General features: G+C 45.0%; 7 protein-coding genes. 1 reads left to right on the forward strand and 6 read right to left on the reverse strand.

Annotated elements, in window-relative coordinates; genetic code table 11:
• The coding region (locus ACEW8S_RS05950; RefSeq protein ID WP_373517260.1) for a rhomboid family intramembrane serine protease at positions 1-359 on the reverse strand (359 nt) is incomplete at its 3' end.
• 100 nt (positions 360-459) lie between these two features.
• Between ACEW8S_RS05950 and ACEW8S_RS05955 the strand changes: the two genes are divergently transcribed.
• Positions 460-1,737, forward strand: a complete 1,278-nt coding sequence (locus tag ACEW8S_RS05955) for a replication-associated recombination protein A (RefSeq protein WP_373517261.1) — start codon at positions 460-462, stop codon at positions 1,735-1,737.
• 216 nt (positions 1,738-1,953) lie between these two features.
• Here ACEW8S_RS05955 and ACEW8S_RS05960 read toward each other — a convergent pair whose 3' ends face one another.
• The 5 genes from ACEW8S_RS05960 to radC all read right to left on the reverse strand — a co-directional run bounded on the left by ACEW8S_RS05960 (position 1,954) and on the right by radC (position 7,174).
• Complete coding sequence (locus tag ACEW8S_RS05960; RefSeq protein WP_373517262.1) at positions 1,954-2,943, reverse strand: hypothetical protein; 990 nt, start codon at positions 2,941-2,943, stop codon at positions 1,954-1,956.
• A gap of 56 nt (positions 2,944-2,999) precedes the next feature.
• Positions 3,000-4,427 (reverse strand): DUF5723 family protein, encoded by a 1,428-nt coding sequence (locus ACEW8S_RS05965; protein ID WP_373517263.1) that lies wholly within the window; start codon positions 4,425-4,427, stop codon positions 3,000-3,002.
• Positions 4,424-4,963, reverse strand: a complete 540-nt coding sequence (locus ACEW8S_RS05970) for a hypothetical protein (RefSeq protein WP_373517264.1) — start codon at positions 4,961-4,963, stop codon at positions 4,424-4,426. The genes ACEW8S_RS05965 and ACEW8S_RS05970 overlap by 4 nt, the downstream gene beginning before the upstream one ends.
• A 160-nt stretch (positions 4,964-5,123) precedes the next feature.
• Positions 5,124-6,419 carry a polysaccharide deacetylase family protein gene (locus tag ACEW8S_RS05975; RefSeq protein ID WP_373517265.1) on the reverse strand — a complete coding sequence of 432 codons (1,296 nt, stop codon included), beginning with the start codon at positions 6,417-6,419 and terminating at the stop codon, positions 5,124-5,126.
• Positions 6,420-6,475: 56 nt separating this feature from the next.
• Positions 6,476-7,174, reverse strand: a complete 699-nt coding sequence (gene radC, locus ACEW8S_RS05980) for a DNA repair protein RadC (RefSeq protein ID WP_373517266.1) — start codon at positions 7,172-7,174, stop codon at positions 6,476-6,478.
• Positions 7,175-7,233 lie beyond the last annotated feature (59 nt).

Below are 7,233 nucleotides of genomic sequence, written 5' to 3' on the forward strand. Positions count from 1 at the left end.
ATAACCCCGCTGGCACCGATGTGGTACGAAGGCCTACCCATGGCCCATGTAAAAAGTCCTGAAACCAGTACTCCAATAAGCAAAACCCGAAAGGCAATGTTTCTGTAGAAATAGAACAAGGCGGCTGTCAACACGGCCAAAGGTATCGGATTATTGTACAGATGCTCGAGCGAACCGTGGATAAAGGGACTAAAGATAACTCCCTTTAATCCGGATATTTCCTGTGGATAAATGCCGTATTCGTTCAGGTTGACCTGAAACCGGAGTTCCATCCAATACACCATCCAAATAGTTATTACCGCAAATAGGGGCGCGATAACAACGGCATTGGTGAACTTGAAATAGTGGGTTTCGGACATGGTACAAAATTAGCAATAAGTTGGCCGATTATGTAAAAGCTGAAATTTTGGCATATCCTACATCGAAAAACCAAAGCACCAAATATCTTACTTTTGCAACATGAATGAACCCCTAGCAGAACGCATACGCCCGAAAACCCTTGACGACTACATCAGCCAACGGCATCTCGTCGGCGAGAAGGGATCCTTGACCGCACAAATCAAGAAGGGTATGATCCCCTCATTGATTTTATGGGGGCCTCCGGGAACGGGCAAGACTACTTTGGCCAATATCATCGCCAACGAGAGCGAACGTCCCTTTTATATCTTGAGTGCTATAAACAGTGGTGTGAAGGATATTCGGGAGGTCATCGACAAGGCCAAACAAAGCGGTGGACTTTTTACGGCCAAAAACCCCATTCTATTTATTGACGAAATCCATCGTTTTAGCAAATCGCAACAAGATTCCTTGCTTGGGGCGGTGGAAAAGGGATGGGTGACCTTGATCGGGGCTACGACCGAAAACCCGAGTTTTGAGGTGATTCCCGCCCTACTCTCCCGTTGTCAGGTGTATGTTCTGAATCCTTTTGGTAAAAAAGATTTGGAAGATTTATTGGATAGGGCCATTACCGAGGATTCCGTTTTGAAGTCCAAAAAAATCAATTTGAAAGAGACGGAGGCCCTTATGCGGTTGTCCGGTGGTGATGGGCGAAAGCTTTTGAACATTTTCGAACTGGTCGTGAATTCCGAGGAAGGCGATACGATAACCATTACCAATGAATCGGTCTTGGGCAAGGTGCAAAAAAATACGGTGCTCTATGACAAAACCGGGGAACAGCATTACGATATTATATCGGCTTTTATCAAATCCATTCGCGGTAGCGACCCGAACGGGGCGGTCTATTGGTTGGCACGGATGATCGAAGGCGGGGAGGATGTCAAATTCATTGCGCGGCGTCTGCTAATTTCGGCATCGGAAGATATCGGCCTGGCCAATCCGACCGCGCTGGTCATTGCCAATAATGCCTTTCAAGCGGTCACGACCATTGGTTATCCCGAAGCCCGGATTATCTTGAGCCAATGCGCCATTTATCTTGCCACTTCCCAAAAAAGCAACGCCAGTTATGCGGCCATCGGCAAAGCGCAGCAAACGGTACGCCAAACGGGAGACCTTTCAGTGCCATTACCCCTGCGCAACGCGCCCACCAAACTGATGAAAGATTTAGGGTACGGAAAAGAGTACAAGTATGCCCATAATTACCAAAATAATTTTGTTGATGAGGAATTCTTGCCAGAAGATTTATCGGGGACATCCTTTTACGAACCGGGAAACAATTCGAGAGAGAACGCTATAAAGGAATTTTTAAAAAATCGTTGGAAAGGGAAGTATGGAGATTGAACTATTGCTATCGTTTGATTCAATGTTCAATCGCTACTTCGTAGTTGTCCAAGGTTCAAGGTATTGTCAACAATCATTGAACTTTCAGCGCGCCAACGGCACTTTTAAACCCTGCCTCGCCGGCAGGCCGGTTTAAATTTTTACTAAGGCGAATATCGAGAATACGAAATCTCAACCACGGTTTAAAGATGTGATGCTTCATGTTTCTAGGGGATTTTAAAATTTAATATCCAATTCCTCGCTCACTAGATTACCGCCCTTATAATATTCAAAAACCCAAGTTCCGTTTTTCTTGAAAACCGTTCCGCTCGTATCGTCGACCCTTGCCAGATAGAAATCGGGCATCGAGGTTTTTTCGATTTTCATCCTGATTTTTGGGGTGCTATCGACCAGTTGGTATCCGTTAGGCAATTCTTGGGCGTAAAGCGTTCCGCTTGCTATGGTTGAAAGTTCTGAATCTTTTCCCTGTTCCATTCCGGAAGTCGCTGCCTGGTTTTCTCCCTCCCCCTTTTTCATATCGGATTCCGTCGGGATCCGGTTTTTATAACTTTGTTGTTCCCTAGTGGCCTCTTGTTTGACCATTTCGGTGTTCGGCTCGGCCTTTTTTAGGTCCGATTCTACCGGTCGCCTATCGACATAGCGCTGATTTTCACGAGTGGCTTCCTGCTCCACCATGGCATCGGGCCGGTTTACGGACGAATGGTTTTGAAGCTTTCCCTCAGCCAACTTCTTCACGTCGTTTTTCATACTCACGGTCACGGGTTCCGAGTTTTCAGCTTTCCCGTTATAGGCATAGTTCATGGTATCGAAGGATTTAAACGCTTCCCGTAATGCCTCTCCGTACGATTCCTTATAATCCTTTTCCTTGCTTTTGCCTTCTTTGGTGGCGAATACTTCCTCTCCGCTGCAGTTCTCCAACTTTACCGAGGCTTTGGTCGTAAACATTGACGATCCGTCGACCAATTTCGCCCGAAGGCCCAAACAACCATTGTTTTTCAACTCTTGGGGAAGCTCATCCTCATAGACCGCCTCAAACCCCTTTTCCCCGAAAAGATATTTGACCAAGGTGCTGGTCTGGTATTGGTTCTCGCGCTTGAATTCCGCAAACTGTTTGGGTACGACGATGTACTTGTAATCATTAAGCTGTTCTTGGGCCATACCGATCAGACTTATTACGAAGAATAGTGCTGTTATTGTAGTTTTCATATAGAAATTACGTTGAATCATTAGTGTCAGGGAAAACGGCAAATCGATGCATCACATCATTGTTTGCCCCAAGATATAATATTTAATCCTAACTGAAAAGAAGTGTATCGGCTATCCGCGAGATTGCGGTAGGCCAGCAGGTTATCGGCCAGGGCGTAGAGATTTACCGGGCCTAATTGAAAGTTGAGACCCAGACCGATATTGGTAAACGAGAACTTATCGACCGTGTACGTGCCCTTCACCGCCAAAATATTGCCCAAACGCCTTTGATAGAAGGCGGTCAACGCGGCTTGGGGGCCTCTTGGACGATTGATCATGTACAATTGCCCCCCGACACTGTTGGTATATTTTGAACGGAAACTGTTACTGGTTGCATTAATGCCACATTCGCAATTGCCTCTTCTGGCGATTTGTTCCCCAAAATTATAACGAAGCGAAGCGTACAATTTTGTGGGCCTGAAGGCGATATAAGATTGCGTATTCTCTTCATAGGGTACGAACGATTCAATATCGTCGACAAGATCTTCCCAAAAATCGGTATCGGGATTTATGGTTTCCTCGGGGGTGATGACCACGCCTTCTACCGTAGCACTACCTTTTAATGTGTAGTTCTTAGTTGCGTTCGTATGGTAAATAAAACCGAGATCTAAAAGGCTTCCGGTCAATACCGTCTGATCGTTCAAGTGATAGGTGAAGCCAAGATCGGCCCCCACACCCAGATTGCCTCCGAAAAGTGCCCTTTTGATGGCGGTACCGGCAATGTTGTCATCTTCCCTAGCATCATAAAGCGCCTGTAACCCCGATGTTCTGAGTTCCATATCGGCATTCAGGGTGCTGGCAAAGATGTTATTCTCGCCTTCCGTAGTTACGAAATACCCCTTGTTCTTGGTGGAATTGAAATCGAAAATACTGGAATAGATTTTTGCCCTCCCACCGACGGTCAGATCGCGATCGACTCTCTTGTTAATACCAAAATGGAAAATGTTCACCAGTTCACCCCGGGTCTTTAAATGGCCGACATCGAACCTTTGGTTCAGACGGTCGGCATTGCCTTCAAAAGCCAGAATGGCATAATCCTTAAACCAATAACCAATGGCATCGCCCTCAAGGTACATACCCGCGGAATAAAAAACATCGGGGTTTTGACCCCGAAAACCGAAATTCAGGAATTCTATCTGAAAGGTACCACTGAGTTCATCCGTGGGTTTCATACCGAAAACGGCACGATCGCGGAATTTATCGTTAATGTTAATGCCATCGTTAGCAAAAATATCGTTTACCGAAATACCGCTGGAACCGGCCTGCAGCATAAGGCCCGAAAGCGCAGGAACCCCACTGTACCATTGAAAATCGGTTTCCATGCCGGGATTTATCATCCCCGCCTGCGGAATTTCCGTAAAGTCATAGAGCAACTGTTTGTTCTGGCCCTGCACAACAAGACAGACCCAAAAAAGGACGGCAAAAAGTAATTGGGAAGTTCTCATTTTATATTGAGTCGGAATTTTCCGCTGGATTTTAAAATGATCTTTGGATCGGGTAGGTCCGAGGTGCTTGTACTATCGCCCAGATTTCTGGCCGTAACCCGTATGCTCGAAGTAAACTTGATGATATTAATATTTTTTCCTGAATTCCCATAGGCAATATCCTTTTGAATATTCATACCGGGAGTAGTTTCAATTTCTTCCCTGTCGATTACCTCACCATCCGCATTCAAAAGTTCAACGAGAACATTTATCCGCTTGCTAGTGGTATTCTCCACGATATAGGTGATAGTACCATCCAGTACCCTTTTCGCAAAAACATCGGAGCTGAACGCATCAAAATTGAAGTCTCGTGATATAATATCGACGTCGCCGGCGGAATTGATAAAGGATTCAGGGGATTCGATATACAAGATACTGGCCTCAGCAGTTGGGGTCAGACGTAAATCGTCATACTGTCCAAAATCTTGCTCCTCTACACAAGAGAGTAAAGTACAGCAAATCAAAAAAAGCAGTGTATATTTAATATTCAGTTTCATTCAATACTATTGTACCTCACCATATCTTGAGGTGTTCGCTTACCCATAATAACTCTATAAAAAGTTTTTTATTTCGTTCAGGTCATGAATCATTTCGGAATTTTCGTGCTGCGGGCCATTATGGCCGTTGAAAGGTAAAGTGTGGAAGCCAATGGCTTGATTAACTGTTATATTTATCCAAAACCGTTGCATAAAGCGCTTTCCAATCAACTTTATGATTAGAACCTAAAAGTTCGTTGGAAAAAACCGATACAAGGCTACCATTCACTTTTTTTATTTCTTGGTAGAGGGTGTCCGTACGTTTTAGAATGGCATCCTCACCGCCAACATTCGTAAAGGCATAATCGTGAAACGTAAAAGGATGTATGCGAATGGGCTGCTGAATCTCCAGATTCATATCATAAAAATAAAACGGGGTACAGGTACCGGCACGAAATCCGGGTTCGTGGGTATAGCCCATGGTATAATCGTCACTAAAGCCGGCCTCAATAAGCGTACGGTAGGTATCGGGCAAATCGGTGCGGTTATAACGCATGCGGCAGGTATCTATATCTCTGTTGATCACACCGCTCAATCTTTTCTTTTCCTTTTTCAATACGTCAAAATTGTTAAAGGAACTGTAAGAAGTCGCCAAAGCGACCTTACTATAATCGGCAATGGACTTGATTAAAAACCGGAACTTGTTACTGTTCGGCGAAACATTTTTATCGTAAGTGGAATAGGTCGCGAATTGGAAGAAAAACAAACTCTTTACCGCACATTTTTTATGCAGTTCGATCAAAAACGTAAAATTATCGTAGGGGTCTTTCTTCGGATACACCAAAACCTTGATCCTTTCCACCACCCGACCCCACCTCAACGATCCCAAATCATAAAACAGGCCCGAAATGGTTCTAACAAAGCCTCGATGTGCAAAAGCATGCGACGTATTGACATCGATGACCGACGTATAGGAATAGGATCTGCCTTTGTGTTCCATATCGGGAAACCTATCTTTTAAAACTTCCAAAAGCTTATAGGCCCAAATGTCGACTACGGGCGACTGTAAAAAGACATGTCGATAGGCAAGGCTTTCTTTAGGAGGAAATCTTCCATGATAGTCCTTAACATACGGCAGGTATTCCTCATACCGGCTTATCAGATAAAAACTGGCCGAAAAAATATCAAAAGGGACGGTACTGCCTTCCCCAGCACCGAAGAAACAAGGTACGCCTTCCCATTCTGAAATTTTGATATCGAAGTCGTTGATGCCCTGTTCGAACAACAGGTCGTTGCTCCGTACAAAAAATTCGTTCTGAAGCGGCTTTTTGGTGTAGGTGATCTTTGCCCCGGTATGCTTTATAAAGTCCTCGACCTTGGTAGTAAACGAAACTTCTATACCCAAGATACGCGTAAACACTTGCTTCATTGTGTACGTGAAACGGGGGGTGATTTTATGGGTATAGATTAGCAGCATAGTATTCGAAAATTCCAAATTCTTAAAGAGTGGGCAGTGGTAGCTACTGCCGACTTTTAGAGCACTCCTTCGTCCGCAAAGCTAAAATAATCTTTTTCGGTAACGATGATATGGTCTAAAATAGTTATGTCCAAGGCCAAGGCGGCGCGTTTTAAGTTTGCGGTTACATCCCTGTCCCCTTTGCTGGGCTTTAGGGTTCCGGACGGGTGGTTGTGGGCCAGCACTAAAGCTATCGCACCCAGTTCGAGCGCTTGCCGCATTACGATTCGCACATCGACCAAGGTGCCGGTGAGTCCGCCTTTGCTGAGTAGGGCGCTATGCAAGACCTTATTTCCGTTGTTGAGGTAGAGTATCCAGAACTCTTCGTGCTCCAAATCCCCGATCAGCGGCTGTAGCAGGTCAAAGGCATCACGGCTACTATTGATTTTGGTAATTTTTAGGACTTCCCCATCCCTTCTCCGCCGTCCGATTTCAAGGCCGGCAATTATGCCAACCGCTTTCGCTTGCCCGATACCATGAAATTGCGTCAATTGTTTTATAGACAATTTGCCAAGTTCGTTAAGGTTATTGTTGACCGAGGCCAATATCTTTTTGGATAGGGCTACGGCGCTTTCGTTTCTGCTTCCCGAACCGATAAGGATGGCAATCAGCTCGGCATCCGAAAGGGCGGACTTTCCTTTTTGAACCAGTTTTTCCCTAGGTTTATCGTCGTCGGACCAGTGTTTTATGGAGAAAGAGGGTTGGTTTTGTTGCATGGGGCTGTAACGCAATGGTAGATTGGTAATAGTTAACGTTAATTGTAGGTGAGTTATTA

This window comes from Pricia sp. (assembly GCF_041745955.1).
In the GTDB taxonomy this organism is placed as follows: Bacteria; Bacteroidota; Bacteroidia; order Flavobacteriales; family Flavobacteriaceae; genus Pricia.

What these genes read in the sequence shown, in the direction of transcription:
- ACEW8S_RS05955 (WP_373517261.1), top strand. Translation starts at nt 460, where the DNA reads ATGAATGAACCCCTAGCAGAACGCATACGCCCGAAAACCCTTGACGAC.
- radC (WP_373517266.1), bottom strand. Translation starts at nt 7,174, where the DNA reads ATGCAACAAAACCAACCCTCTTTCTCCATAAAACACTGGTCCGACGAC.
- ACEW8S_RS05970 (WP_373517264.1), bottom strand. Translation starts at nt 4,963, where the DNA reads ATGAAACTGAATATTAAATATACACTGCTTTTTTTGATTTGCTGTACT.
- ACEW8S_RS05965 (WP_373517263.1), bottom strand. Translation starts at nt 4,427, where the DNA reads ATGAGAACTTCCCAATTACTTTTTGCCGTCCTTTTTTGGGTCTGTCTT.
- ACEW8S_RS05960 (WP_373517262.1), bottom strand. Translation starts at nt 2,943, where the DNA reads ATGAAAACTACAATAACAGCACTATTCTTCGTAATAAGTCTGATCGGT.
- ACEW8S_RS05975 (WP_373517265.1), bottom strand. Translation starts at nt 6,419, where the DNA reads ATGCTGCTAATCTATACCCATAAAATCACCCCCCGTTTCACGTACACA.